Source organism: Mesorhizobium sp. WSM4846, assembly GCF_055811415.1.
The window spans coordinates 1-1,177 of the sequence record NZ_JBVVPZ010000097.1 but is presented as its reverse complement, the minus strand read 5'-3'; the positions used below and the strand labels follow the sequence as shown (position 1 = coordinate 1,177).

Sequence of the window (1,177 nt, the reverse complement as noted above, 5' to 3'; positions counted from 1 at the left end):
ATGGCAAAAGGTAAATTCGAGCGTACAAAGCCTCATGTGAACATCGGCACGATTGGCCATGTCGATCATGGCAAGACGTCGCTGACGGCGGCGATCACCAAGTATTTTGGCGAATACAAGCGCTACGACCAGATCGATGCGGCGCCCGAGGAGAAGGCGCGCGGCATCACCATCTCGACGGCGCATGTCGAATACGAGACGGCCAACCGCCACTACGCCCATGTCGACTGCCCCGGCCACGCCGACTATGTCAAGAACATGATCACCGGTGCCGCGCAGATGGACGGCGCGATCCTGGTCGTGTCGGCCGCCGACGGCCCGATGCCGCAGACCCGCGAGCACATCCTGCTGGCCCGTCAGGTTGGCGTGCCGTCGATCGTGGTGTTCTTGAACAAGGTCGACCAGGTCGACGACGCCGAGCTGCTCGAGCTGGTCGAGCTCGAGGTGCGCGAGCTTTTGACCAAGAACGAGTTCCCCGGCGACGACATTCCGATCGTCAAGGGTTCGGCGCTTGCGGCTTTGGAAGATTCCGACAAGAAGATCGGCGAGGATTCGATCCGCGAATTGATGGCTGCGGTCGACGACTACATCCCGACGCCGGTTCGTCCGCTGGACAAGCCGTTCCTGATGCCGATCGAGGACGTGTTCTCGATCTCTGGCCGCGGCACGGTGGTGACCGGCCGCGTCGAGCGCGGCGTGGTCAAGGTCGGCGAGGAGCTTGAGATCGTCGGCATCCGTCCGACCACCAAGACGACCTGCACCGGCGTCGAGATGTTCCGTAAGCTGCTCGACCAGGGCCAGGCCGGCGACAACATCGGCGCGCTGCTGCGCGGTGTCGACCGTGAAGGTGTCGAGCGCGGCCAGGTTCTGGCCAAGCCGGGCACGGTCAAGCCGCACAAGAAGTTCGTCGCTGAAGCCTACATCCTGACCAAGGACGAGGGCGGCCGTCACACGCCGTTCTTCACCAACTACCGGCCGCAGTTCTACTTCCGCACGACCGACGTGACCGGCATTGTGTCGCTGCCGGAAGGCACCGAGATGGTGATGCCGGGCGACAACATCACCGTCGATGTCGAGCTGATCGTGCCGATCGCCATGGAAGAGAAGCTGCGCTTCGCCATCCGTGAAGGCGGCCGCACCGTCGGTGCCGGCATCGTCGTCACCATCAAAGAGTAAT

General features: G+C 63.0%; 1 protein-coding gene. It reads left to right on the top strand.

Going from position 1 to position 1,177, the window contains the following annotated elements; translation table 11 throughout:
* Complete coding sequence (gene tuf, locus AC0L15_RS33155; protein WP_091591201.1) at nt 1-1,176, top strand: elongation factor Tu; 1,176 nt, start codon at nt 1-3, stop codon at nt 1,174-1,176.
* Nucleotide 1,177: the final 1 nt, after the last annotated feature.